Raw genomic sequence first — 25,141 nt, forward strand, 5'->3', positions numbered from 1 at the left:
GCAGGCGGAATAAAACTCTGCTCAGCTTATGCAACGCTCATTATTTCTTTTTCTTCCTACACAACTGCTGCTTATATGCTTGGTAATACTCCCCTTCTTCGAGAAAGGGGATAACGTGGCTGTCAAAGTTCTCTAGTTTACACGAGAGGTAATCGATCATTGTGGTCAATTCATCCCGCTTGCGGACCAAGAGATCATACTGATTTTGCAACAACGATTTCTGGGCCTCCCGGCTGTCCGTCTTTGAACCGTAAAGGTCAACAAACTCACCTAATGATTCAACCGACATCCCCGCTTTACGCATCGCCTTAATAAACATGGCCCACTTCATCTCTTTTTCAGTATAGTCGCGATAGCCACTGCGATTGCGCGGCACTGGTGGAATTAAACCATTGTTTTCCCAGTAACGAAGTGTTTCCTTGGGAATATCCAAGCACTCGCTTACTTCCTTGATGTTCATCCAGTTCCCCCTCACCACGTTGAGTTTTTCGTTCGGCAACACTAGAAGGCCAGCTTTGCCAGCCAATCGTTCAACTGCTGACGGCTGTTTAAAACAGCCCCCTGCCCAAGCTTGACATCATCACCATTCTTCTTAATCGCCCGCTCCATGTATGACTGTGCACGCTCATAACCCGTAATATCAGATGTGGCAAATAGTGCGACATTTTTCCCATTAAGGTCCAAGTGGTCAATCACCGCACTAAACATCCGTGGCGGAATCGCCCACCAAATTGGGTGACCAATGATAATATTATCGTAACCACTGATATCCGGCAGGTCATCCTTAATTTCAACCCGGTAACCATGCTCATGCTGCTCAAATGTTGTCCGACTGTTATCATCATGCCAGTTGAGGTCGGCAGTTGTATATGGCTTTTGCGGGTGCACGGCGGTAATATCCGCATCCAGCTTGACCGCGATTTCCTCTGCTACCTTCTTGGTTGTTCCCGTTGCCGAGTAGTACAAAACAAGTGTCTTTTTCATTATCAATACCCCTCTATTAATCGTTTACTATATTTTAGTAAGGGCTTTCTTTTTTGTCCAATGCTTATCCTTGTCCTATTTTCAATGGCGATATCGCCACTGAAAGCCTATAATAGCCATGGATGTTTAATATTCAATTTGAAAGGACAAGTGAGTAACAATGAAATTTGTATGGTTAGCTGCCTACCTAATTACAGCGTTCTTCACTTTTACCAATCAGATGATGCTCGCAATGGATTGGATGGCTGGCACGATGTTAGCTGAAGCCGCCTATTCGGCAGGTACCAGTTTGTGGCAGAAGAAAAAGTAATATTTAACATGCAGGAATAACGGGGTTGCAATTGGGCAACCCCGTTATTCTTCACGAATTTTCTCTTAATAATCCCATTTAATGTTTTGTAATTCCTGCTAACTTCTGCCTACCATTATCAGTACTATCATAAGTTTACCAACACAAATTAAGAACATTAAAATTTGCTAGCATTAAAATAGTTAAGCTTTCATTGCCTTTTCCCTTTAAAAAGCAGAATTATGTGTTAAACTCATATAGTTAATAATAATCCATTGATTTTCGCAATTTTCCTAGCAAAACACGAACATTAGCAATGGATACACAGAGGGAGAAACGAATGAATAACGATATTGAACAAGTACTCTTCAGTCAACAACAAGTAGAACAACGCCTCGATGAATTAGCCAGCGAGTTGACTAGCAAGTACCAGGACCAATTCCCAGTGATCGTTTCCGTAATGACCGGTGCGGCTGTCTTTACTGTTGACATGATTAAGCGGCTAAATTTCAAACTAAACCTTGATTACGTCGATGTTTCAAGCTATGCCGATGGTACCCAGTCAGGGAAGGTCCGCTTAATCAAGGATCTTTCAACCGACATCAAGGACCGCCCCGTCATCATTATGGAAGACATTATCGACACGGGGCATACCCTAAAGTTTCTCGTTGAATTATTAAAGGGCCGTGGCGCTAAAAGCATTGATATCTGCGCCCTCCTTGATAAACCAGCCCGGCGTGAAGCCAAGATCGAAGCTGACTATGTCGGCTTCAAAGTACCAAATGAATTTATCGTCGGCTACGGACTTGATTACAGCGGTATCTACCGGAACCTGCCTTACGTTGGGATCTTGAAGCGCGCTGTGTACGAAAAATAGTGCTATCTAGGCCGACATAGGTTACAATTGGTGTAAGCTATGTATTCGGAGGTACATTATGTCACAATCACTTAAAAAGCGGGCGATTCATTTACTCGCTGCTGCTATTCTTACTACTAGTGCGGTTAGCGGGGCAAGTCTCATCGCTGCGCCAACGGTCAGTGCTGCTAAGGTTTCGACGAGCCAAATCAAGTTGGATGAAAAGGCCGCCGTTAAGAAGTTTAATAACAAGTACGCTGACGCTAAAGTAGACGAGATTCAGTTAGAAACAAAGGGGAACAAGTACGTTTACGAGATTTCGGGCTTCGATAACGACAAGGAATACTCCGCAAACGTCAATGCCAAAACCGGGAAGGTCACCAAGGCGCATTCAGAAAAGTTAGAGCAAAATGACGATAAGACTGCCCTTGACCTTGACAAGGCAATTAGCCGGAAAGAAGCAAACCGTCTGGCTGAAAAGGCCGCTAAGAAGGGCCACGGTCAGTCATGGACCCTTGAGACGGATAATGGGACAACCATTTGGGAAGTCGAAGTTGTCGACGGTCACAAGTCAACTGACGTTAAGATTAACGCCCACGATAAGAAGGTCATCAGTACAGAGGCCGACTAATATAAAAAAGCGTAACATGAAATTTTCGTGTTACGCTTTTTTTATTATTTATCATAGAAGTGTTGCCACTCCTTATTGACGTTTTCACGGCTCGTCTTTGTGCCCGCCCATGATGGAACTTTTACAACCCCATCGATCTTATCCTGCGGAACAAAGCCCCAGTAACGGCCATCATTAGAAACGCTCCGGTGATCTCCCAACACGAAGTATTCCCCCTTTGGAACCTTCACCGCACCGCTATTACGCAGCCAGCTATTTTGAACTGAGATACTCCGCAAGTTCCAATTACCGGTTCCAGAATCTCGCTGGGTCTTGCTAATGTAATCCTGGTTAATCTTCTTCCCGTTAACGTAGATATTGCCATCCTTTGACCGGACAGTATCACCAGGAAGACCAATCACCCGCTTAACGTAGTCTGTTTTTACCGATACCTGTGGGTCAACACCATTCGCATCGAAAACGACGACGCTCCCGTGGTGAATCTGTGCCCGTTTCAAGCAAAAGACCCGCTCGTTATTTTGCAGGTTTGGTTGCATTGACGGACCATCGACCCGCACGATTTGGAAGAAAAATTGCTTGATTAATAATGCGATTATTAACCCAATAATAATGGGAATAACCCAACTCATTGTTTCACGAAATGCTTTCATTACGATTCCTCAATTTCTTTAATTAACTAATATCATCATACAACTAGCTAGATAAAGTGGGAAGTTCTTTTTATAAATCGCAAAATATTTTCATAATTTAAAACAGCCAGCTGGTGGCAGCATCGACCTTTCACCAACTGGCTGTTTTCAGGTATTAAAAAGTTAGCAACTACTTTTTCTCCACAAAGAACCGGTTAAAGTTCTTTTGGTAGTTATAATTAATCCGTTTTTCAAGCAACCACCGCATAAAATTCGTGTCCTTGTCGTAATGGAAAGTGGTCCCATAACGGCCCTCATCAATGAGCTTTTCTGCTTGTTGCTTGATTTCATTATCCTTGGCATATTGAAGGAAGGTCTTCTTTGAAACCCCCAGCCAGAGTTTATACTGGCTTTCATCCTTGTTACCATAGATTGTTTCCTGGTCCTTCAAGCGGTCAAAAACATAGTCCTCGACTGGGAAGGTCGCTAATTGGTAGCCGTTTAAGGAAACAAAGAAACTGCTCCGACCCTGCCGTGGGTTGAGGTCAAACACCTTGAACTGTTGGTCACGGCGGTCATACTTCAGGTCAAAGTTTACAAAGCCAATAAATTCAATACTTTCAAGGAAATTCTTGATGTTGTCATAGATCTGTTGGTCATAGGCCGGCATAATCGCAACGTAGTTACCAACATTGGCCGGGTTGCAGTCTTCAAGCAGGGGGTGACCAAGACACATCATCTTTACCTGGTGGTCCTTATCAACGTAGCAGTTGATCGTCCGCATATTACTATCATCGCCGGGAATAAATTCCTGGAGAATCAAGTCACCCTTATACGGACTGTGCTCGTAAATAATTTCAAGAACTTCCGCTAACCGTTCCGGCGTCTTAATAATATATGCCTTCTCATAGCCCGCAAAGTTCCCCTTATGCCACTGAACCGCATCGGCAGCCTTCAGGGCGATTGGGAATTCAAATGGGGACTTATAGTTCCGATAATCGGTATCCGGCTTTAAGATATCAGTCTTGGGGTAAGGCAGGCCGTATTGTTCACAAACATTATAAAATTCTTCCTTGTTGGTAAGGGTTGCGACCTCATCGTAGTCAGCATATGGACAGAACATGTGCTTGGATAGTTCTTTCCGGTTCTTTGCCACTAATTCCGTATAGTCATCCCCACAGGAAATCAACACGGTCTTCTTCCCCTGCTTAGCAAAGTTATCAGCCGCGTCAATCAGCACCTTGGTAAAGACATCTGGTGATTGCAAGTTTTCATGATAGTGCAGCTCCACAATCTTCGAGTATTTTGTCGGGGCCAGTGGCTGGCGGGCATAAAGCTGGGACTTGATCCCGTATTTTTCATACATCGAACGGGCCATCCCGTATGCGTTAAAGTCACTACCTAGAATCAATGGAACAAAGGGTTGTTCACTCATTGGAATAATCTCCTCTTTAATTATTTTTCAATTTTAGCAATGTAGTCATGGGCAATTTTTACGTCGGTCGGATATGGAACGTCATGCCCCTTAATCTTTTGATAAGGGTCCTCACCCTTCCCCGCTAAAACAACAATATCATCATCGTCACTGCCGTCAATTGCCTTTTTAATTGCCGTTTCCCGGTCCATCTCAAAGGAAACATCACTGACCCGCTCGTGGTCAATGTAGGAATCTATTTCCCGGGCAATTTTTAACGGGTCTTCAAAACCTGGATCATCCGTCGTGAGAATTACCTCATCTGGCTGTTCCTCGGTCAACGCCTTCCCAAAGCCAGGGCGGCGCGAGATCCCTTTATCACCAGTAGCACCGAGGACAACGGTAACCTTCCCAGCGTTCGTTTGCCGCTTTAGGAATGCTAACAAGCGCTTTAGACTAGCATAGTTGTGGGCATAGTCAACGTAAATTGTCCCGTGTTGCTTAGTGGGGATCATCTCCATCCGGCCACGAATATGCACATGGTCAAGGGTTGCTAAGGCATCTGCTTGCGTGGCCCCTGCCAAGCCACTAGCGATAATTGCGGCCACCGCGTTCCCCTCATTGTAATCACCAGGAACGCTGGTCGTATACCGGCAGTCCAACTGTAATTGCTTAGCCTTTTCTGTTAAGGCAGTTAATTCAAACTCACTTTCGCGCAGGTCTTCTAAGTCATTGCGGTATTCAAAATCCACTGCTAACCCATCTGGTAGCTGTAGGTCAGCACCATGGCGGGCAAATAAAAAGATATCCCCTGGCTGGCTCGTCGCCTTTGCTGTGTAGTAGACATCAGTAAAGTACGCTGTCTCCGCATTGATTAGACAAACATCAGAATTAACCAGCAACTGCTCTTTGCAGTGGAGGTAGTCGGCAAAGGTTGGGTGTTCATTGCGGCCAATGTGGTCGGGAGAAATATTAAGAAAGATCCCGACATTGTACTTTAAACCATAAATCCGGTTCTTTTTATAGGCTTGTGAAGATACCTCCATTACCAGGTGCGTCATCCCGTTGTTAACCGCTGCCCGCATGTCGTGAAAAAGGTCAAGGGATTCGGGAGTTGTCAAATCAGACTTAAATTTGTCCTCCTTCTTATTACCAAGCACCCGGTCCAGCGTTGAGAATAGGGCGATATGCTTATCCGTTGCCTTCGCCAGGATATGGTCAGCAAAATAAGCCGTCGTCGTCTTCCCCTTGGTCCCAGTGATTGCAATGATAAAGAGGTCATTTTGGGGATAGCCATAAAACGCTGCCCCCAGGAGGGCCATTGCTTTTTGCTCATCATTGACAATAATCGCTGGCAAGCCGGCACCTTCAGGGTATTCTTTTTCGGCAACGTAGGCGATTGCCCCCGCTTCCCTAGCTGATGCTAGGTATTTCGGCAAAAAATTACCCTTGCAAAAAAAGAGGGTTCCCGGTTTAACTTTCCGCGAATCATAGGATACACTCGTCGCGGTGAAATCAGTTAAATTACTAACATGATCCAATAAATGATGCTCCCGCAATAACGCGAGCGCAGGTGTAATATGCAATTCCATTTGCAAATGACGCTCCTTAAATTCAATCTGCCCCTATATTATTCCATTTTTCACGATAAAAATAAACTAAGGGTGGTTCAAAACTCTCACCATAAGAAAAGGCCGGGTTCCCCCAGCCTTCTTGTGTTTAACTATGCTTGCGCGTGGGCGGTTTGCTTTGCCTTATCGATTCCTGATTCATCAGGCTGATAGTTGTCGATGAAGTAGAGCTTGTACCAGGTCAAGAAGGTGTAGATTGTCCAGATCTTCCGCCGACCATCAACCTTACCTTCAAAGTTATCATCAGCGAGCTTGAGCAGCTTGTCTTGGTCAAAGAATTCCTTAACAAAATCCTGCTCAAACAATTCACGAACTTCTTGGTAGTACTTCTTTTCCCGCAGCCATGCACGAACCGGTGTTGGGAAGCCCATCTTTGGCCGCGTTGCCCATTCTTCTGGCAAGTGACGGTTAGCTGCCATTCGGAAGGCCCACTTCGTATCTTTGTAGTTAAATAAGTACTTCGTTGGGGTTGTCTCGGCCACCTTCATCACTTCTTTATCAAGCAATGGCACCCGAATCTCAATCGAGTTTGCCATACTCATCTTGTCAGCCTTTAAGCAGATGTCACCCGGCATAAAGCGATGTAAGTCCACGTATTGCTTCTTAGCAACTTCATCGATGTCCTTATCTTCCATCTTATCAAAGAGCGGGTTCAAAATATCAGCAATCGTTGGCCCACAATCAAATTCTGGCTTCAAGTAGTCTGCTGCTTCTTCAGGGCTAAAGATGTAAGCCTGCCCGATAAAGGTATCACGAGCAGGAGCCAAGTTGCGGTACATATGCTCTTGACCGTGGAAGTGCTTGCCCTTAAGCCATTCAGCAAACTTGTAGCGCCGCTCACGTGGCATCTTCTTCAACTGGTCCGTAACCCAACGGATAAACTTAACCTTGGTGTTAAAACCATAGTCAATATAACCAGCAAATAATTCGTCGGCCCCTTCACCGGAAAGGAGAGCCTTATAACCATTGTCCTTGGCAAGCTTGTTTAGGAAGTACAGTGGAACAACTGATGGGTTAGAGTCTGGTTCATCCAGGTAGTACTGGATCGTTGGAAAGGCGTGGAATGCTTCCTCATTCGTTAGCTTTTCGTCAGTATTCTTCAGCCCCATCTTAGCAGCTAGTTCCCGTGCCTGCTTGGTCTCATCATAAGTACTATCAAAACCAATTGAGAAAGTATTATTTGGCTTCATCAAAGCAGTAACTAAACTCGAGTCTACCCCGGCAGAAAGGAAGGAACCCACCTTGATCCCTTCGTCAGCGTATGAATGCGCCTTAACTGATTCTTGAACAACCTTATCAATCTTGTCGACTGCTTCATCAAAGCTCTCGTCTGCTGGTGCAAAGTCTTCATCCCAGTATTGTTCCATCGCAAACTTACCATCTTTGTAGGTAAAGTAGTGCGCTTCGGGGAGCCGGTAGACCCCCTTGAAGAATGTTTCCTGGGTAACCGGGTACTGGAAGGTCATGTAAGGCTTTAGTGCTTCTTTGTTCAATTCCTTGTTAAAGTTCGGGTGGTCAAGGAAGGCCTTGATTTCAGAGCCAACAAAGAATGTCCCGTTCATCTGGGCATAGTAAAGCGGCTTGATCCCAAAATGGTCCCGGGCACCAAACATTTCCTTGGTCTTCCGGTCCCAGATGATAAAGGCAAACATCCCCCGCAGCTTGTTAACAATCTTCTTGCCCCATTCTTCGTAACCATGCAGGATAACTTCAGTATCGGCATGGGTCGTAAAGGTGTGACCCTTTTTAATTAATTCTTCGCGTAATTCTTCGAAATTATAAATTTCACCGTTAAATTCAATCGCTTTTGAATCGTCCTCATTAAAGATCGGCTGATTACCAGACTTAACATCAATAAAACTCAACCGGCGGAAGCCAAGAGCAACGTCATCATCAACGTACTGACCTTCAGCGTCCGGTCCCCGGTGAATGATCCGGTTCTTCATCTTTTTGATTAATTGGTCTTTAATTTGTGGTTTTTCATTATCAACGAATGCAACAATCCCACACATTATAAACTTCCTCTTCTTTCTCTTAGATTCACAGGTCTCAATATCGTAATTATTTTTTCGCAATAGAAACTCGAACCTAAATTATATCATATAATCACTAATTTTAATGAACTAGCAGCTTTATTTAATAAAGCCATAAGAAATCCTAGCGGGCGCCGTCTGCTGCCCTTCTTGACCATTAATTTCGATTTCCCGGGAAATTACTTCTCCGCACTCTTGGAAAACTTTCCCTGGCGAATATAAACACTCAAAATTGCAATATCTGCTGGGTTAACCCCACTAATCCGGGAAGCCTGGGCAAGGGTTTCTGGGCGGATCTTTTCGAGCTTTTGCCGTCCTTCAGTTGCCAAGCCATCGATATCTTCATAGTCAATGTCAGCTGGAATCCGCTTAGCTTCCATCCGCTTCATCCGCTCAACCTTGACCTCTTCCTTCTTGATATAGCCAGAATACTTCAGTTGAATTTCCACCTGTTCAATCACGTGCCGGTCAAGCTCTTCTGCTGGCGCCGGGATGAACTGGGCAAGCGTCGCGTAGTCAAAGTATGGCCGCTTCAATAGGTCAGCGGCAGCGACTCCATCCTTTAAGCAGTTATCCCCGTGCGCTTCGATAAAGTCGTTGACTGCTTCATCATTAGGTTTCAGCTTAATGTCTTGCAAGCGGTGAATCTCAGCGGCGACTTCCTTTTTCTTGTCCTCCATCTTGGCAAGCCGTTCGTCACTAACGAGGCCAACCTTATGGCCCATCTCCATCAACCGGAAGTCAGCATTATCATGCCGTAAAATCAGCCGGTATTCTGCCCGACTAGTAAGCAAGCGGTATGGTTCTTTCGTTCCCTTCGTTACAAGGTCATCAATCATTACCCCGATGTATGCATCGGAACGTTTGAGGACAAATGGTTCCTTCCCCAGGGCCCGTAGACCGGCATTAATCCCGGCAATCAGCCCCTGGCCGGCTGCTTCTTCATAGCCAGACGAACCGTTCGTCTGCCCAGCAGTGTAAAGGTTCTTAATCAGCTTCGTTTCCAAGGTTGGGTGGAGTTGGTACGGGGCAACAACATCATATTCAATTGCGTATCCCGGCCGCATCAGCTCTGCTTTTTCTAGCCCCTTGATCGAATGAACAATTTTTTGCTGGATTTCTTCTGGCATCGAAGTCGAGATTCCATCCAGGTAGTATTCGTCTGTATCCCGGCCTTCCGGTTCAAGGAAGACCTGGTGCCGTGGCTTGTCCGCAAAGCGCACAATCTTATCTTCAATTGATGGGCAGTAGCGCGGCCCAACCCCCTTGATCACTCCGGAAAACATCGGTGCCCGGTTGAGGTTATCGCGGATAATCCCGTGCGTCCCTTCGTTAGTGTAAGTCAACCAGCATGATAATTGCTCGCTGACTGGGATGTAGGCACTGTCAGGCGTGTCAAAACTGAAGTGGTGGGGCTCTTCATCACCCGGTTGCTCCTCAGTTTCGTCGTAATTGATTGTGGTCCCGTTAACCCGTGGCGGCGTACCAGTCTTAAACCGTTCAAGGTCAAAGCCAAGTCGCTCCAAATTTTCGGACAACTTAACAGCGGACTTAGAATTATTCGGGCCTGATTGGTATTGGAGTTCACCAATAATAATCTTCCCCCGGGCAGCCGTACCGACCGTCAGCACAACCGTCTTGGCATGGTAGCGGGCCCCGGTGTTAGTGATAACCCCCTTGCAGACGCCATCTTCAACAATTAGGTTGTCAACCGTTGCTTGGCGTAAGGTCAGGTTCGGTTCTTCTTCAATCGTCTGCTTCATCGCCCGGTGGTAGGCATGCTTATCCGCTTGTGCCCGCAAGGCGCGAACAGCGGGGCCCTTCCCGGTGTTTAGCATCCGCATTTGGATGTAAGTCTTATCAATGTTATGGCCCATTTCACCACCAAGGGCATCGATTTCTCTGACGACGATCCCCTTTGCCGGTCCCCCGACTGACGGGTTACATGGCATAAAGGCGACCATCTCAAGACTAATGGTAATCAGCAAAGTCTTATTCCCCATCCGGGCAGCGGCAAGGGCGGCTTCACTTCCGGCGTGGCCAGCGCCAACGACAATTACATCATAACTGCCCGCCTCATATTGGACAGCGTCAGATGTCTGCAATGCTTCTGAACTCTTCATTAATTTTCCCTACTTTCCTAAACAGAATTGGCTAAATAACTGGTCTAATAACTCATCCTGGTAACTATCACCGGTAATTTCTCCCAGCAAATCCCAGCAATGGGTCATATCAATTTGTACGAGGTCAACGGGCATCCCGTCGGCAATCCCCTTCAAAACGTCATTTAAAGCATCATTAGCCTGGTGGAGCAAGCCAATGTGGCGGGCATTCGTGACCATTACTGTATTTTGACTATTCTCGATTCCCTCATTGAAGAACATGTGGTTAATCCGGTCACCAAGTTGATCCATCCCCTCATGCTTAACAATCGAGGTTTCAATCAATGCGTCACTGCCAACCAACTTCTTTAATTCATCAAGGTCAACCTTCGTCGGCAGGTCCGTCTTGTTTAAAATAACAATTCGTTGTTTTTCCATTGTCGCCGTTAATAACTCCCGGTCTTCAGCAGTTAATGGGGCCGAACTATCAATCAATAGCAGGATTAAGTCGGCTGCATCAAGGGCCTGACGACTTCTTTCAACCCCAATTTTTTCAACCTGGTCATTGGTATCACGAATTCCTGCAGTATCAATTAACTTCAGCGGCACCCCGTTGACATTAACATACTCTTCAATTACGTCGCGGGTGGTTCCGGCTACGTTAGTCACGATTGCCTTGTCTTCGTGAAGTAGCGAGTTGAGCAAACTCGACTTACCAACGTTTGGCCGCCCAATAATGGCCGTCGCTAACCCTTCCCGGAGAACCTTCCCCTGCTTAGCGGTTTTCAGCAGCGCTTGAATCCGTTGCTGGATATCAGTTGCCTTTTCCTTTAACATCTTCGTCGTCATTTCCTCAACCGCATCGTATTCGGGATAGTCGATATTAACTTCAACCTGGGCAAGGACATCAAGAATGTCTTGTCGTAAGTGGCGAATCAACCGCGATAGGCTACCATCAAGCTGGTTTAACGCAACCTTCATCGACTTATCTGTCTTTGCCCGGATCAAATCCATCACCGCTTCGGACTGGGATAAGTCCAGCCGCCCATTTAAAAAGGCCCGCTTAGTAAATTCGCCTGGTTCCGCCATCCGGGCCCCGTAGCTTAAAACCAGCTGTAAAATCCGGTTAGTCGCTAACAAGCCCCCATGACAGTTAATTTCAATGACGTCTTCACGGGTGTAGGTTCGTGGCGCCCGCATCACCGACACCATCACTTCATCTACTTCTTCACCGCTATCGGGATCGACGATGTGCCCATAATTGATCGTATGGCTCGCCACTTTTGATAGGTTCTTCCCCTGATATACCCGTTGGGCGACTTTGACTGCATCATCCCCACTAATCCGGATAATGGAAATTCCCCCTTCACCAACGGGAGTTGAAATTGCCGCAATTGTATCAGTTTCACTATTTGCCATCGTCCTTGCTCCTTTCTAATAAAAAAAGCGCCAAGTCCACATCTAGCATCTCTCTTACTAAACATGGTCAAAGCACTTTCACTACTTTAACGAGTAATTAATTTTATAACCGCTCATATTCTAAAATCATTATTTTAAATTGTCAATAAATTAGTTAGTTTTTCGGGGCAATCACAATACTACGGTATGGTTCCCGGCCGTGGGAGTATGTCTTAACATGACTGTTCCCCTCCAAAGTCTGGTGGATCAACTTCCGCTCCCGGGCAGGCATTGGATCTAAAAAGACTGCTTTTCCACTTGCGACAACCTCCGTTACTGATCGTTCCGCTAAGCTTTTAACAGCTTCTTCCCGCCGTTTACGGTAATCCGACGTGTCGAGAATAACGGTTGTTTTCGGCGCACCGTGATAGTCCATAAAGGTATTGCTCAACTGTTCGAGGGCATTAATCCGCCGCCCATGCCGGCCAATAACCTTCCCCGACGCCGCCGTCTGCAAGTCAATTTTAAGTTCGTGTGCTTGAACATCAATGATCTGCGGAGCAACCTTAATTCCCAGCTGAGTACAGACATCGGTTAAATATCCCACTAGCAATTGGCCACCGTGCTGGACACGGTCGATATTTGCTTGGTGACGACGTTTGATCTCTGCTAAGTCGAGTTCATCAACTTCACTATTCGTCGTTTCTTGGGGCGCCTGCCGTTTTTCGCTAACCGGGGCTGGCTTAACTGCACTTTCGCTGTTTGTCATTTGTGGCTTTTCAAGCGTTTCCTTGGTAGTTACCGTTGCCGCAACTTTTGCTAGACGACGACCGATTCCGAAAAAGCCTCGCCGTGGTTCTTGAATAACTTCTAGTTGAAGCTCCTGGTTTGCCGTTAGCTTTAGCTGCTTTTTCGCCTGCTGTTTTGCATCCGCAATTGTCGTTCCTACAAAAATTGTCATATTCGTATCCCCTAACCAATTAGTTCTGCTACTTATTTTACACGTCTTTTAAGCAAAATAAAAAGGAGACCACACTGGCTCCTTTTTCACTAAAACTAGCATTTTACTTCCGCCGACTTTGGTAAGCACGACGCTTAGCCTTTTCAATCTTCCGCCGCTTGGCTTTTTCGGCCCGCTGCTTTTCTTCACGTTCCCGCCGAATCTTAAATGGGTTTTGGATAATCAGCGTCTGCACGACCTGGAAAGCGTTCGTCACAACCCAGTAGAGCGTAATTGCTGATGAGAATCCTAATGCCATAAAGAACACCATAATTGGCATAAAGTACGTCATCGTCGTCGTCATCGAATTCTTTTCTGGCATCGAGGCCATCGACAACCACGAACTGACAAAGGTGAACAATGCGGCTAGCACTGGCATTACAAAGTATGGGTCAGTATGCCCTAACTGCAACCATAAGAATGTCCCGTTCCGCAGGGCGGTTGTCCGCCAGATGGCTTGGTACAGTGCCCACATAACTGGCAGCTGGATTAACAGTGGCAGCATCGATGCCCATGGGTTGACCCCCGCTTCCTTGTACAGCTTTTGAGTTTCCATTTGCATCTTTTGCATCGAATCCCGGTCACGTGATGAATACTTCTTTTGGATTGCCTTTAGTTGGGGGGCAATTTCCTGGGTCTTCATCATTGACTTTGTTTGGTAAAACATTAGCGGTAATAGGATGATCCGGATAATAATCGTAAAGATAATAATCCCCATCCCGTAACCACCAAAGTGCTTGGATAGCCAAATAATAAATTGTGAACAGTTGTAAATAATATAGTGATCCCAAAAGCCGGTACTGTGGCTAGTGACTGGCTTATTAGAGCAGGCAGCCAGAAATAGTGTCAAGCTCATAATTGCCCCTAAGCTCAGGAACCGTTTCATCTTCTTATTCAAACCTTAATCCTCACTTTTTTCATCTAATAAGTGTGCACGGTTTAAAACATGCACGAGGTTCTTCTTTGTTTCTGCCATCGATAAACCGTCAGCCGCCGGACGAGCAATTACCAAGAAGTCAACGTCAGCGCGCAACTGTGGCTTAACTTCTAGCAATGTCTGCCGGATCCGCCGCTTCACCCAGTTACGGTGAACAGCATTCCCAATCTTTTTTCCAACTGAGATTCCAACACGAAAATGCTTCTGTCCTGGTTTTGCCATTTGATAGATGACAAATTTATGGTTGGCTACGGAATTATGGGTTTCAAAAACCCGTTGAAACTCACTTTCCTTCTTTACGCGATATGATTTTCTCATGTGTATAATCCCCAGCCTTATTCGTAAATATAAAAAAGGGGCAGGCATCCTCCAACTTCAACGATTCCAATGGCTCGCCAAGCTGACTGCCCTGCCCCACACAATAAAAAAAGCCACTGTAAAAGTGGCCGTGGTTATGCAGATAATACTTTTCTGCCCTTTTGACGCCGACGTGCTAATACCTTACGGCCGTTACTGGTGCTCATGCGCTTACGGAAGCCATGGACACGTGCACGGTGACGCTTCTTTGGTTGAAACGTGCGCTTCATACAATTGCACCTCCTATTTCAAATGAGTGGTTTGGTTTCTAGAGTCTCTAAAAGACGATCTCTTCAAACATACTTTGGTAGTATAACACATATCTCAAAATTAATAAATGACAAAATTTTATTGAAAAAAATTAGTTATCCACATTATTTCAAAAACAATCCACAGCGTTGTGTAATTCGCCCTTCTGTGGACAAGTTATCAACAGCGTTTTACCGGACTTTTCCCCAAGTCAACAGCTGTTATTAAAGTTATCCACAAACCTGTGTAAAACTGTTGATAAGTCTAATTAATGCCGCTATATCAACCACTTAAATCAACACTTGTTTGTGGATAACTCTTGTTAATAACTTTATTTCCCTGTTTTTCACACCACTGGGGACAATTTACACACTGCGTTGTGTAAACTTTTTTATTATTATCCACTTGCCTGTGGAAAACTCCGCAAGGTAATGATAAAATACCGTTTGTAATTTAAACTTAGGGGGAATTATTTTGACTGAGCTCGATTCTCTGTGGGAAGCGATCCAAAATTCATTCCGTCAAGATACCACACAGGTAACCTTTGACACTTTGATTGCTCCGGCAAAAGCAATTTCTCTCTCACAAAACCAGCTTGAAATTGAGGTGCCCACATCGGTGCACCGCGATTTTTGGCGCCATAATTTAAATGACCGGCTCAAAGACTACGCCCAGCATGAACTCGGACGACCAATTGAACCGCATTATGTTTTAGAGGGAGAATTTACCTATACAAATAAGACGCAACAAAACGTAACACCAACTTTTGAGATGGATACGCCATTAAATCCCCATTATAATTTTGGAACATTCGTCGTTGGTGAAGGAAATAAGATGGCCCACGCTGCGGCATTTGCCGTCGCTGAAAGCCCCGGTAGTCTCTACAACCCTCTCTTCATTTATGGGGGGGTTGGCCTTGGTAAGACCCACTTGATGGAAGCAATTGGTAACCATATGCTGCAAGTAACCCCCAACGCCCGGGTCAAGTATGTCACCAGCGAAGACTTTACGAATGATTACATTAATGCCATCCGGAATAACACAACTGAACAACTGCGGGAAGAATACCGTAATCTCGACCTGTTACTTATTGACGATATCCAGTTTCTTGCCAACAAGGAAGGAACGCAATTGGAATTCTTCAATACATTTAACGCTCTTCATGACCGTAAAAAACAGATTGTGATGACTTCTGACCGGATTCCCAACGAAATTCCGGAACTGCAAGACCGGCTCGTTTCGCGGTTCCGTTGGGGTCTAACCGTTGAAATCACGCCACCAGACCTCGAAACCCGGATCGCAATCCTAAGAAGTAAGGTTGAAGAAGACCATATTGATATTGGCAATGATACCCTTAACTACATCGCTGGGCAGATTGACACCAATATTCGTGAACTCGAGGGCGCCCTCACCAAGGTGCAAGCGTATGCCAACCTTAGCGGTGAACGGATTACCCCAAGTTTAGCGTCCCAAGCACTAAAAGGGTTGCATAAAGCCGGTAATACCGATATCTCAATTGCCACAATCCAAAAAGAAGTTGCAGAATTCTACAACATCACGCAAACTGATATTCTCGGCAAGAAACGGGTCAAACAAATCGTGATGCCCCGGCAGATTGCGATGTACCTTTCGCGTGAACTTACTGACTCTTCATTGCCAAAGATTGGTAACGAATTTGGCGGCAAGGATCATACAACCGTCCTTCATGCTATCGATAAAATTGAAGCAGGCTTAAAAAAGGATACTGACCTCCAAAATGATATTGCAAAGTTAAAAGCGAAACTTCGCGCCTAGCTGTGGAAAAGTCAGCACTTTTTCCTCAAGGTTATCCACAAGTTATCAACAGGTGGATAAGTCTAAACATCAAGCTTTTTCAAAGTTATCCACAGTATTAACAGGACCTACTACTACGACTATTTTTTAAACTATTAAATATATTTATATACATAACAAAAAGAGGAATGATCGCCATGAAATTTACAATTAATCGGACTGCATTTATTTCCCAACTTAACAATGTGTTACGAGCAATTTCTTCAAAAACAACTATTCCAATCCTAACGGGACTAAAGATGGTCGTAAATAACGACAACATTGTTTTAACTGGAAGTAATTCTGATATAACGATCGAAAGTGTTATTGATGCTAATAACGCAGACTATGACCTGACAGTTAGTGACCCAGGTGCCATTGTGTTACCTGCCCGTTTCTTCAGTGATATCGTTAAAAAGCTGCCTGATAAACAAGTAACTATTGAAGTTACAAGCGGGTTTCAAGCAGATATTACTTCAGGAACTGCAAAGTTCCAAATCAATGGCCAGGATGCAGAAAATTTCCCGCACTTGCCAGAAGTTGAAACAAACAAAACAGTTACGTTGCCGAATGATATCCTAAAAGAAGTTATCCGGCAGACCGTTATCGCTGTATCAAAGCAAGAAAGTCGCCCAATCCTCGCGGGGGTCCACATGACCTTGAGTGACGGGGTATTGACTGCCGTAGCAACGGACAGTCACCGTCTTGCACAACGGAAAGTGACCTTAGATAGCGTTGACAATAACATTGATTTTAACGTTATCGTTCCTGGGAAGAGTATGGACGAACTTTCTGGAATGATCAGTGACGTTCACGAAGATGTACAGATGCAGGTAACGGAAAACCAGGTGCTGTTTATCTTTGGCAATACCCACTTCTATTCACGCCTACTGGAAGGAAACTACCCAGAGACTAGTCAGTTGATTCCTGATACTGCTGATACGACAGTTGAATTAGATGCGGGAACTTTCTTATCTTCAATTGAGCGGGCATCATTGCTTTCTCACGAGAGTCGTAATGACGTCGTTAAGTTAAGTTTGAAGCCATCCGAAAACTTTGTTCGAATCAGCGGCGATTCCCCAGATATTGGGATGGTTGAAGAAGAAGTTGCAACGACTGCCTTGGAAGGAAACGACCTTGAAATTTCCTTTAACCCTAACTACATGAAGGACGCATTACGGTCATTTGGTCAATCAACGATTAAGATTTCATTCACTTCACCGTTGCGGCCATTTACCCTGGTCCCAACTGAAGACGCCGAAAACTTTGTTCACTTAATTACGCCAGTACGGACATTTTAATAGTCAATAATCCCTGCAGGGAGGCCGTGGAAAAGACGATGTTTTTTCTACGGCCTCCTTATTAGTATGCTTTTTATCCATACGACACAGTGTGTTTTTGACGGTTGCCTTTTATTAGCGGGCATTTTTTTGGCGTTAGAGCAAATTTGGGTATTTTTTAAGAAAAATGGGTAAAATACCTCTAACGGGCTGAGAAGGGCCAATAAGGCGATATTAGCCTTTAGATTGTGGTATAATGGACACTAGAAAAAGTAGGTGAAAAACATTGGAAGAGAAGTCGGTATTAATTGACCGTCCTTTTATTACACTAGGACAATTACTCAAAGAAGAAGGAATCATTCCTACTGGTGGTGCAGCGAAGTGGTTCTTAAAGGAAAATACAGTATTAGTTAACGGTGAAGCAGATACGCGGCGTGGCCGTAAGCTGTACCCCGATGATCGGGTTGAAATTGCGGATCAGCAATCATTTGTTGTCAAGAGTAAGTAGGGATATCCATGATTCTGACGGAATTGCATTTACATCACTTTCGAAATTATCAGGATCTAACCGTTCACTTCGCTCCCGGAGTGAACGTTTTAATTGGTCAAAATGCGCAGGGAAAGACCAACATGTTAGAAGCAATTTATGTCCTTTCCCTAACCAAAAGCCATCGGACAAATAATGACCACGATTTGATTAATTGGCAGGAAAAGTCAGCGCGGATTAGCGGTGTTGTCCAAAAGAGTGTCGGCAAGGTGCCGTTAGAATTGCAGTTTACTAGTAAGGGGAAAAAGGCCAAGGTCAACCACCTCGAGCAGGCGCGGTTATCACAGTATGTTGGCCAGCTAAATGCGATTTTATTTGCCCCGGAAGACCTTACCCTCGTCAAGGGGTCGCCAGCCTTGCGCCGGCATTTTATGGACCGGGAATTTAGCCAGATGAGCAGTAAGTACCTTTACAATGCAGGGCAGTACCGGACATTGCTTCGGCAGCGCAATAAATACCTTAAGCAGTTGAAGTATCACCAACAGACGGATCGTGTCTTGTTAGGCGTCTTATCCGACCAGCTTGCGGCGTTTGGGGCGGAGGTGATTGTCGCGCGTCAGCATTTTCTAAAGGACTTAGAAAAGTGGGCGAGTGCTTTGCATAAAGAAATCTCCTTAAACCAAGAGCAACTGCAGCTAGGGTACGTTAACCAGCTAAAGATCAATGACCAAACGACGGTCGAAGAGGCTTACCAGACCCTATTTAAGCTTTACCAGGATAATGAACAGCGGGAGGTTGACCAGGGAACGACAATGTACGGTCCCCACCGTGATGACATTCGTTTTATGGTCAACGGCAAGAACGTTCAGGCGTTTGGCTCACAAGGGCAGCAGCGGACAACGGCTCTTTCAGTGAAGTTAGCAGAGATTGACTTGATGAAAGAGCAGACGGGGGAATACCCGTTATTGCTGTTAGATGATGTGTTATCCGAATTAGACACGATTCGGCAGACCCACCTGCTAACGGCAATTCAAAATAAGGTGCAGACATTTTTGACGACGACCAGTTTAAGCGATGTTGCCCGCCAACTAATTAACGAGCCAACCATTTTTGAAATTGAACACGGCACTTTGAACAAGGAGGAACTAAAGTGAGCGACGAACAACAAAAAGAAACCAAAGCTGAGTTGGCTAGTGAATACGATGCTAGCCAAATTCAAGTTTTAAAGGGGTTAGACGCGGTTCGGAAACGGCCAGGGATGTACATTGGTTCAACATCTGCCCAGGGGCTTCACCATCTTGTTTGGGAAATTGTCGATAACGGGATTGATGAAGCGCTGGCCGGCTTTTGTAATGAAATCAACGTGATCGTTAACCCTGATAACAGTATTACGGTTAAGGATAATGGCCGGGGAATCCCCGTCGACACCCAAAAGGAAACCGGTAAGCCAGCGCTTGAGACAGTCTTCACGGTCCTCCACGCTGGTGGTAAGTTTGGCGGCGGTGGATACAAGGTCTCCGGTGGTCTTCACGGGGTGGGGGCCTCTGTCGTCAACGCACTATCAACTGAACTGGATGTTACGGTTGCCCGGCAAGGCAAGCGTTACTACATGGACTTTGATCATGGTCATGTTAACTCCCAAATGAAGGTCATCGGGGAGGACTTGCCAGAAGCAGATCACGGGACGACCGTCCACTTTAAGCCAGATCCGGATATTTTCCGTGAGACGACGACCTATAACATCAAGACCTTGACAGATCGCTTGCGGGAATTAGCCTTCTTGAACAAGGGCCTTAAGATTACGATCGAAGACTTACGGGACGAAGAGCATGAGCGCAAAGAATTCCACTATGAGGGTGGGATTCGGCACTATGTTGAGTTCTTAAACGAAAACCAAGAAGTCCTTTTTGACCCACCGATTTACGTTGAAGGAAAGGAAAACAACATCACGGTTGAAGTTTCCTTGCAATACACGGATTCGTACCGGAGCAACTTATTAACCTTCACTAACAATATCCATACCTACGAAGGGGGAACCCACGAGACTGGGTTTAAGATGGCCTTAACCCGGGTAATTAATGACTATGGGCATAAGGCCGGGGTCTTAAAGGCTAACGAAACCCTTTCTGGGGATGACGTTCGTGAAGGGTTAACGGCGGTTGTTTCAATCAAGCACCCTGACCCGCAATTTGAGGGGCAGACCAAGACGAAGTTGGGGAACTCAGATGCACGGACTGCCACTGATCACGTCTTTGCGGAGACCTTTAACCGCTTCTTATTGGAGCACCCTGATGAAGCGCGGCAGATCATTGAAAAGGGGCAGTTAGCCTCTAAGGCACGGGTTGCTGCTAAGCGGGCACGGGAAGTTACCCGGAAGAAGAGTGGCCTGGAAATTAGTAATTTACCTGGTAAATTAGCGGATAACACGAGTAAGGACCCTGAGATTTCAGAACTATTTATCGTCGAGGGTGACTCCGCCGGTGGTTCTGCTAAGCAGGGACGGTCACGGCTGACCCAAGCAATCTTACCTATTCGGGGAAAGATTTTGAACGTCGAAAAGGCAACTCTTGACCGGGTGTTAGCCAATGACGAAATTCGTTCGCTGTTTACTGCTCTGGGTACTGGTTTTGGGGAAGACTTTGATATCACCAAGGCCAATTACCATAAGCTAATTATTATGACTGATGCCGATGTCGATGGTGCCCACATTCGGACCTTGTTGCTGACCCTCTTCTACCGGTTCATGAAGCCGATGATTACCCATGGCTATGTTTACATTGCGCAGCCACCGCTATACCAGGTTCGTCAAGGAAAATTTGTTAAGTACATTGAGAGTGATGAAGAATTAGAGCGGGTTGTTAACTCCCTTCAGCCTAGTCCCAAGCCAGTAATCCAACGGTACAAGGGGCTTGGTGAAATGGACGCAGAACAGCTATGGGAAACAACGATGGACCCAGAAAACCGGCACTTATTACGGGTTAAGTTAGATGATGCTGAACAGGCTGATAAGATCTTCCCAATGTTGATGGGAACTAAAGTAGGTCCACGGCGTGACTTTATCGAAGAAAACGCTAAGTTTGTTGAAAACCTTGACCTGTAGCGAAGAGTTGCTGTTGTTGACACAAAAAAGGAGGAACGACATTGGCTGAACATGATATGCCAAATCGGATCACGGACGTCAATCTGACAAGCCAGATGAAAAACTCATTCTTAGATTATGCGATGAGTGTTATCGTCTCCCGGGCGTTGCCGGATGTTCGTGATGGATTAAAACCGGTGCAACGCCGGATTCTATACGGAATGAACGAATTAGGGGTTACCCCTGATAAGCCTTACAAGAAGTCTGCTCGTATTGTTGGGGACGTAATGGGGAAGTTCCACCCGCACGGTGACTCTTCGATTTATGAAGGGCTTGTCCGGATGGCGCAGGACTTTAGTTACCGCTACATGCTGGTTGACGGCCACGGGAACTTTGGGTCCGTCGATGGTGACGGTGCTGCGGCCATGCGTTATACCGAAGCAAAGATGAGCAAGATTGCGGTGGAAATGCTTCGTGATATTAACAAGGACACGGTCGACTTCCATGACAACTATGATGGGACGGAAAAAGAACCAGATGTATTGCCAGCGCGCTTCCCTAACCTGTTGGTCAACGGGGCCTCAGGGATTGCCGTGGGGATGGCCACCAATATCCCTACCCACAACCTAGGAGAAGTCATCAGTGGCTTACACATGCTGATGGATGACCCAAACGTGACAACGGAACAACTGATGAAGGCGATCCCTGGTCCTGATTTCCCAACCGGTGGAGTTGTAATGGGAAAGTCAGGAATCCGCAAAGCCTATGAGACTGGCCGGGGAACGATTATCGTCCGGGCCAAAGTGGATATTGAAGAACAAAAGAACGGTAAGCAACGGATTGTCGTTCACGAGATTCCGTACATGGTTAACAAGGCAAAGTTAATTGAACGAATTGCTGACCTTGCCCGAAATAAAGAAATCGACGGGATTACGGACGTTAACGATGAAACTGACCGTGATGGGATGCGGATCGTAATTGATGTTCGCCGGGATGCAAGTGCCGAAGTCATTTTGAACAACCTTTATAAAATGACTTTGATGCAGACGACGTTCAACTTCAACATGCTAGCAATCGTCAACGGCGCACCAAAGATTTTGAGCTTGAAGCAAATCTTACAGTACTACCTTGAACACCAAGAATCGGTTGTTCGGCGGCGGACGCAGTTTGAATTGAAGAAGGCACAGAGCCGGGCACACATCGTTGAAGGGTTACGGATTGCCCTTGACCACATTGATGAGATCATTAACATTATCCGTTCTTCCCAAACAAGTGAAGTGGCAAAGAATCAATTGATGAGCAACTATGGCCTCTCAGACCGGCAGGCCCAAGCCATCCTTGATATGCGGCTCGTTCGGTTAACCGGCTTGGAACGGGAAAAGATCGAAGACGAGTATCAAAAGTTGATGGCGGCAATTGCGGATTACAAGGATATCCTTGCCCATAAAGAACGCATCAACCAAATCATTTACGATGAATTGATGGAAATTCAAAAGAAGTTTGGTGATGCGCGCCGGACTGAACTACAAGTCGGGGATATTACAAATATCGAAGACGAGGACTTGATTGAAGAAGAAGATATCATCGTAACCTTGACCCATAACGGGTACATCAAGCGGTTGCCAGTTGATGAATTTAAATCGCAACATCGTGGTGGCCGTGGTGTAAAGGGAATGGGCGTTCATAAGGACGATTTTATTGAACAGCTTATTTCGAGTTCGACCCATGACGTATTGTTATTCTTTACCAATTCTGGAAAGGTGTACTCGATGAAGGGCTATGAGGTTCCTGAATATGGGCGGACTGCCCAGGGGATCCCGATCATTAATCTCTTGGGAATTGACAACCAGGAAAAGATCAGCGCGGTGATTAATGTTTCGCATGAAACAAATGATGATGACAAGTTCCTCTTCTTCACTACGAAGTACGGTACCGTTAAGCGGACTGCGGTTGAAGAATTTAAGAACATTCGGAGCAATGGTCTTAAAGCGATTAGCCTCCATGACAATGATGAATTAATTGCCGTCGAGGTAATCAAGGAAGACCAGCCGATGATTATTGGGACGCACAATGGTTACGCCCTAAGCTTTAAGTCATCAGTTGTCCGCTCAATGGGGCGGAGTGCTGCGGGTGTCCGTGGTATTCGCCTGCGCGGTGAAGACTACGTAATTGGGGCTGCACCACTGAACCAGGATAGCAATGTGCTGGTAATCAGTGAAAATGGTTTCGGAAAGCAAACTGCCGCAAAAGAATACCCAATCAAGGGACGTGGTGGTCTCGGGGTCAAGACGGTCAATGTGACAAAGAAGAATGGTCCATTAGTCGGCTTGACGACAGTTAACGGGGATGAAGATATCATGCTTGTGACGGACCAAGGGGTCATTATTCGCTTCGGAATCGAGAGCGTCTCCCAAACTGGCCGGGCAGCAGTTGGTGTCCACCTGATTAAGATGGATGATGATGCACGGGTGGCAACAATTGCGAAGGTCGACAAAGAAGATGATGACCCTGATGAGCAAAATGTTGCGGTGTCCGCTGATAATCAAACCGGGGAAGAACAATCGACAGAAAATTAGCATAAATAAAGTGCAATTTTAAAATTTTTGCGTATATATATTATAGAGACCGCAATTTCAGGATTTCTTATTAGATGTTCCTTGTTTTAAATAGTATTTTATGCTATATTTTATGTCTGTGAGTATACGTACAGACGTCTACTCTCCTTGTTCTTCTCAAATGGTGGGAAGAGCCAGAGTCCATAAGGAGGTGTAACATTCATGGAAACACGCAAATATGAAATTACTTACATCATTCGTCCTGATATCGAAGAATCTGCAAAGAGCGAATTGGTAGATCGCTTCGACAAGATCTTAGCTGACAATGGTGCAACTATCGCTGACTCAAAAGATTGGTCAACTCGTCGTTTTGCTTACCCAATCGCTAAGTACACTGAAGGTACTTACCACGTTGTAAACTTAACTACTGACACTGACCAAGCCTTAAACGAATTCGATCGTTTAGCTAAGTTCAGTGATGACATTCTTCGTCACATGATTGTTAAGCTTGATGCTTAATTAAATCGTCATTAAATTCAGAGAGGAGAAAGATCTATGCTTAATCGTGCAGTCTTAACTGGGCGTTTAACAAGGGATCCCGAGTTGCGGTACACAACCAGCGGGACAGCAGTCGTATCATTTACCCTTGCTGTTGATCGGCAATTCCGAAACCAAAATGGTGATCGCGATGCTGACTTTATCAACTGCGTCATCTGGCGTAAGTCCGCTGAAAACTTTAGTAACTTTACTCATAAGGGTTCACTTGTTGGAATTGAGGGACGGATTCAGACCCGTAACTACGAAAACCAACAGGGAAACCGGGTTTATGTTACTGAAGTTGTCGTTGATAACTTTGCCTTATTAGAACCACGGCAAAATGGTGGGATGAACCAGGGTGGCCAACAACAGCCGTTCGCTGGTAGCAATCAACAGCCATTTGGTGCCCAGGCTCCCCAATTTGGTAATGCTCAGCCACAACCTGGAAATAACGCTCCTCAAAGTAATCCGTCACCAAGCAACAATGGATTTGATAACGGTCAAACCGCTGGCAACCAGTTCCCTGGAAGCAGCGATGATGGTGGTCAATCAATTGATTTAGCTGATGACGAGTTACCATTCTAAATAATCTTTTACTCAGAATAGGAGGGTAATTTCATGGCACAACAACGTCGGGGCGGACGTCGTCGTCGTAAGGTCGACTTCATCGCCGCTAACCACATCGAATACATCGATTACAAAGACACTGATTTATTACGTCGGTTCATTTCTGAACGAGGTAAGATTTTACCACGTCGGGTTACTGGTACCAGTGCTAAGAACCAACGTAAGTTAACTATCGCTATCAAGCGTGCACGGATCATGGGTCTTTTGCCATTCGTTGCAGAAGACTAATCTGTGAATTAAATATTATTAAAAAG

24 protein-coding genes are annotated in these 25,141 nt (G+C 45.5%); 12 read left to right on the plus strand and 12 right to left on the minus strand.

Features of this window, described 5'->3' with window-relative positions; all coding sequences use genetic code 11:
- Nucleotides 1-40: 40 nt before the first annotated feature.
- The gene (locus tag CZ502_RS05225; RefSeq protein WP_076460237.1) at nt 41-460 is read right to left on the minus strand and encodes a MerR family transcriptional regulator; all 420 of its coding nucleotides are present in this window, start codon (nt 458-460) and stop codon (nt 41-43) included.
- Nucleotides 461-501: 41 nt separating this feature from the next.
- The gene (locus CZ502_RS05230) at nt 502-984 is read right to left on the minus strand and encodes a flavodoxin (RefSeq protein ID WP_076460239.1); all 483 of its coding nucleotides are present in this window, start codon (nt 982-984) and stop codon (nt 502-504) included.
- Nucleotides 985-1,144: 160 nt separating this feature from the next.
- Between CZ502_RS05230 and CZ502_RS10785 the strand changes: the two genes are divergently transcribed.
- The 3 genes from CZ502_RS10785 (at nt 1,145) to CZ502_RS05240 (ending at nt 2,760) form a co-directional block, all read left to right on the plus strand.
- On the plus strand, nt 1,145-1,294 hold the full coding sequence (locus CZ502_RS10785) for a hypothetical protein (protein ID WP_200804220.1): 150 nt from the start codon (nt 1,145-1,147) through the stop codon (nt 1,292-1,294).
- 319 nt (nt 1,295-1,613) lie between these two features.
- Complete coding sequence (gene hpt, locus CZ502_RS05235) at nt 1,614-2,150, plus strand: hypoxanthine phosphoribosyltransferase (RefSeq protein WP_076460242.1); 537 nt, start codon at nt 1,614-1,616, stop codon at nt 2,148-2,150.
- Nucleotides 2,151-2,208: 58 nt separating this feature from the next.
- Nucleotides 2,209-2,760, plus strand: coding sequence for a PepSY domain-containing protein (locus CZ502_RS05240; RefSeq protein ID WP_083673324.1), 552 nt, complete (start codon nt 2,209-2,211; stop codon nt 2,758-2,760).
- A gap of 44 nt (nt 2,761-2,804) precedes the next feature.
- Here CZ502_RS05240 and lepB read toward each other — a convergent pair whose 3' ends face one another.
- The 10 genes from lepB to rpmH form a co-directional block, all read right to left on the minus strand.
- A complete protein-coding gene (gene lepB / locus CZ502_RS05245; RefSeq protein ID WP_076460248.1) occupies nt 2,805-3,410 on the minus strand; it encodes a signal peptidase I in 606 nt (201 codons plus the stop codon).
- Nucleotides 3,411-3,579: 169 nt separating this feature from the next.
- Nucleotides 3,580-4,824: a carboxylate--amine ligase gene (locus CZ502_RS05250; RefSeq protein WP_076460250.1), complete on the minus strand. Its 1,245-nt coding sequence runs from the start codon at nt 4,822-4,824 to the stop codon at nt 3,580-3,582.
- Between the two features lie 20 nt (nt 4,825-4,844).
- The gene (locus CZ502_RS05255; RefSeq protein ID WP_076460252.1) at nt 4,845-6,395 is read right to left on the minus strand and encodes a UDP-N-acetylmuramoyl-L-alanyl-D-glutamate--2,6-diaminopimelate ligase; all 1,551 of its coding nucleotides are present in this window, start codon (nt 6,393-6,395) and stop codon (nt 4,845-4,847) included.
- Nucleotides 6,396-6,526: 131 nt separating this feature from the next.
- Nucleotides 6,527-8,446 carry an asparagine synthase (glutamine-hydrolyzing) gene (asnB, locus tag CZ502_RS05260; RefSeq protein WP_076460254.1) on the minus strand — a complete coding sequence of 640 codons (1,920 nt, stop codon included), beginning with the start codon at nt 8,444-8,446 and terminating at the stop codon, nt 6,527-6,529.
- A 200-nt stretch (nt 8,447-8,646) separates the two neighbouring features.
- Nucleotides 8,647-10,590: a tRNA uridine-5-carboxymethylaminomethyl(34) synthesis enzyme MnmG gene (gene mnmG, locus CZ502_RS05265; RefSeq protein WP_076460256.1), complete on the minus strand. Its 1,944-nt coding sequence runs from the start codon at nt 10,588-10,590 to the stop codon at nt 8,647-8,649.
- Nucleotides 10,591-10,599: 9 nt separating this feature from the next.
- Nucleotides 10,600-11,988 carry a tRNA uridine-5-carboxymethylaminomethyl(34) synthesis GTPase MnmE gene (gene mnmE, locus CZ502_RS05270; protein ID WP_076460258.1) on the minus strand — a complete coding sequence of 463 codons (1,389 nt, stop codon included), beginning with the start codon at nt 11,986-11,988 and terminating at the stop codon, nt 10,600-10,602.
- A gap of 154 nt (nt 11,989-12,142) precedes the next feature.
- Nucleotides 12,143-12,928: an RNA-binding cell elongation regulator Jag/EloR gene (jag, locus tag CZ502_RS05275; RefSeq protein ID WP_076460260.1), complete on the minus strand. Its 786-nt coding sequence runs from the start codon at nt 12,926-12,928 to the stop codon at nt 12,143-12,145.
- Nucleotides 12,929-13,031: 103 nt separating this feature from the next.
- The gene (locus tag CZ502_RS05280) at nt 13,032-13,865 is read right to left on the minus strand and encodes a YidC/Oxa1 family membrane protein insertase (protein ID WP_200804221.1); all 834 of its coding nucleotides are present in this window, start codon (nt 13,863-13,865) and stop codon (nt 13,032-13,034) included.
- Between the two features lie 3 nt (nt 13,866-13,868).
- The gene (gene rnpA, locus CZ502_RS05285; RefSeq protein WP_076460262.1) at nt 13,869-14,222 is read right to left on the minus strand and encodes a ribonuclease P protein component; all 354 of its coding nucleotides are present in this window, start codon (nt 14,220-14,222) and stop codon (nt 13,869-13,871) included.
- 134 nt (nt 14,223-14,356) lie between these two features.
- Nucleotides 14,357-14,491: a 50S ribosomal protein L34 gene (gene rpmH / locus CZ502_RS05290; protein WP_003665227.1), complete on the minus strand. Its 135-nt coding sequence runs from the start codon at nt 14,489-14,491 to the stop codon at nt 14,357-14,359.
- Between the two features lie 493 nt (nt 14,492-14,984).
- Here rpmH and dnaA point away from each other — a divergent pair, with 493 nt between their 5' ends.
- The 9 genes from dnaA to rpsR all read left to right on the plus strand — a co-directional run bounded on the left by dnaA (nt 14,985) and on the right by rpsR (nt 25,115).
- Nucleotides 14,985-16,304, plus strand: coding sequence for a chromosomal replication initiator protein DnaA (dnaA, locus tag CZ502_RS05295; protein ID WP_076460264.1), 1,320 nt, complete (start codon nt 14,985-14,987; stop codon nt 16,302-16,304).
- A 176-nt stretch (nt 16,305-16,480) separates the two neighbouring features.
- Nucleotides 16,481-17,623: a DNA polymerase III subunit beta gene (dnaN, locus tag CZ502_RS05300; RefSeq protein ID WP_076460266.1), complete on the plus strand. Its 1,143-nt coding sequence runs from the start codon at nt 16,481-16,483 to the stop codon at nt 17,621-17,623.
- 265 nt (nt 17,624-17,888) lie between these two features.
- Nucleotides 17,889-18,110, plus strand: coding sequence for a S4 domain-containing protein YaaA (gene yaaA / locus CZ502_RS05305; RefSeq protein ID WP_076460268.1), 222 nt, complete (start codon nt 17,889-17,891; stop codon nt 18,108-18,110).
- 8 nt (nt 18,111-18,118) lie between these two features.
- Nucleotides 18,119-19,243 (plus strand): DNA replication/repair protein RecF, encoded by a 1,125-nt coding sequence (gene recF, locus CZ502_RS05310; RefSeq protein ID WP_076460270.1) that lies wholly within the window; start codon nt 18,119-18,121, stop codon nt 19,241-19,243.
- Nucleotides 19,240-21,189: a DNA topoisomerase (ATP-hydrolyzing) subunit B gene (gene gyrB / locus CZ502_RS05315; RefSeq protein WP_076460273.1), complete on the plus strand. Its 1,950-nt coding sequence runs from the start codon at nt 19,240-19,242 to the stop codon at nt 21,187-21,189. The genes recF and gyrB overlap by 4 nt, the downstream gene beginning before the upstream one ends.
- Nucleotides 21,190-21,230: 41 nt before the next feature.
- Nucleotides 21,231-23,744 (plus strand): DNA gyrase subunit A, encoded by a 2,514-nt coding sequence (gene gyrA, locus CZ502_RS05320; RefSeq protein WP_076460276.1) that lies wholly within the window; start codon nt 21,231-21,233, stop codon nt 23,742-23,744.
- A gap of 201 nt (nt 23,745-23,945) precedes the next feature.
- Nucleotides 23,946-24,242 (plus strand): 30S ribosomal protein S6, encoded by a 297-nt coding sequence (rpsF, locus tag CZ502_RS05325; RefSeq protein WP_076460279.1) that lies wholly within the window; start codon nt 23,946-23,948, stop codon nt 24,240-24,242.
- Nucleotides 24,243-24,278: 36 nt separating this feature from the next.
- Nucleotides 24,279-24,845, plus strand: a complete 567-nt coding sequence (ssb, locus tag CZ502_RS05330; RefSeq protein WP_076460282.1) for a single-stranded DNA-binding protein — start codon at nt 24,279-24,281, stop codon at nt 24,843-24,845.
- A gap of 33 nt (nt 24,846-24,878) precedes the next feature.
- On the plus strand, nt 24,879-25,115 hold the full coding sequence (gene rpsR, locus CZ502_RS05335) for a 30S ribosomal protein S18 (protein WP_003665240.1): 237 nt from the start codon (nt 24,879-24,881) through the stop codon (nt 25,113-25,115).
- Nucleotides 25,116-25,141: the final 26 nt, after the last annotated feature.

Origin of the sequence: Limosilactobacillus caccae, assembly GCF_900156885.1 — a bacterium.
Taxonomy (GTDB): domain Bacteria; phylum Bacillota; class Bacilli; order Lactobacillales; family Lactobacillaceae; genus Limosilactobacillus; species Limosilactobacillus caccae.